The sequence below is a fragment of the Planotetraspora silvatica genome (assembly GCF_016863315.1).
GTDB classification, from domain to species: Bacteria; Actinomycetota; Actinomycetes; order Streptosporangiales; family Streptosporangiaceae; genus Planotetraspora; species Planotetraspora silvatica.
In genome coordinates this window covers 1-1416 of sequence record NZ_BOOQ01000090.1, presented here as the reverse complement: position 1 = coordinate 1416, position 1416 = coordinate 1, and the positions used below count along the sequence as shown (strand labels likewise).

Genomic DNA, 1416 nt, shown 5'->3' with positions numbered 1-1416 from the left:
GGGTCACCATGTAGGTGCCGGTGCAGGTGGTGGACGCCTGCGGCGCGAGTGTCCCCATCGGGCAGGTGATCACCGCAGGTGTTCCGGTGCCCGAGAAGGCGGTGTCGGCCGCGGTCACGTTGGTGAGGGTGACGTTTCCGGTGTTGAGGACGAAGTAGGAGTAGGTGACCGTCTCTCCGGCCGTACCCACGGTGCTGGGAGATGCCGTCTTCAGCAACGCCAATCCCGACGCCGCTTCAGCGGTGACCGTCGCGGTCGAGTCGTTGGAGGTGGTGACCGCTCCCGATGGCTGGGTGGCTGTGGCGGTGGCGGTGTTGACGACGGAGCCGGCGTCGATGTCGGCCTGGGTGATCGTGTAGGTGCCGGTGCAGGTGGTGGACGCCTGCGGCGCGAGTGTCCCCATCGGGCAGGTGATCACGGGGGGTGTTCCGGTGCCGGAGAAGGCGGTGTCGGTGGCGGTCACGTTGGCGAGGGTGACGTTTCCGGTGTTGATGACCCTGAAGGAGTAGGTGACCGTCCTGCCGGCGTTCCCCACGGTGCTGGGGGCCGCAGTCTTCAGCAGTGCCAGCCCTGAGGCCGCGGCGATGGTCACGGTCGCGGTCGAGTCGTTGGAGGTGGTGACCGCTCCCGACGGCTGGGTGCCTGAGGCGGTGGCGGTGTTGACGACGGAGCCGGCGTCGGCGTCTGCCTGGGTGATCGTGTAGGTGCCGGTGCAGGTGGTGGACGCCTGTGGGGCGAGTGTCCCCATCGGGCAGGTGATCACGGCGGGTGTTCCGGTGCCGGAGAAGGCGGTGTCGGTGGCGGTCACGTTGGTGAGGGTGACGTTTCCGTTGTTGATGATGAAGTAGGAGTAGGTGACCGTTCTGCCGGCGTTCCCCACGAAGCTGGGGGCCGCCGTCTTCAGCAGGGCCAGCCCTCCAGCCGCGGCGATGGTCACGGTGGCCGTCGACGAGGCAGAGGTGACGGTGAGACCGGTCAGCGTTGTGCCTGAGGCGGTGGCGGTGTTGACGACCGATCCTGCGTCGGCGTCGGCCTGGGTGATCGTGTACATGCCGGTGCAGGTGGTGGACTCCTGGGGGGCCAGTGTGGTGACCGGGCAGGTGATCAAGGGAGGCGTTCCCGAGCCGGAGAAGGCGGTGTCGGTCGCGCTGATATCGGTGAGAGTCTCGTTTCCGGTGTTGATCACGAAGTAGGAGTAGGTGACCGTTCTGCCGGCGTTCCCCACGGTGCTGGGGGCCGCGGTCTTCAGCAGCGCCAGCCCTGGAGCCGGCTCACCGGTGACCGTCGCGGTCGACGGGTCGGAGGTGATGGCGGGGCCGGTCGGCGGGGTGCCTGAGGCGGTGGCGGTGTTGACGATCGAGCCGGCGTCGATGTCGGCCTGGGTGACGGTGTAGTCGCCGGTGCAGGTGGTCGAGG

1 protein-coding gene is annotated in these 1416 nt (G+C 68.1%); it reads right to left on the bottom strand.

The window, feature by feature from the left end:
• On the bottom strand, window positions 1-1416 hold a 1416-nt coding region (locus tag Psi02_RS39715), incomplete at both ends, for a CLIPPER-2 domain-containing protein (protein WP_203981081.1).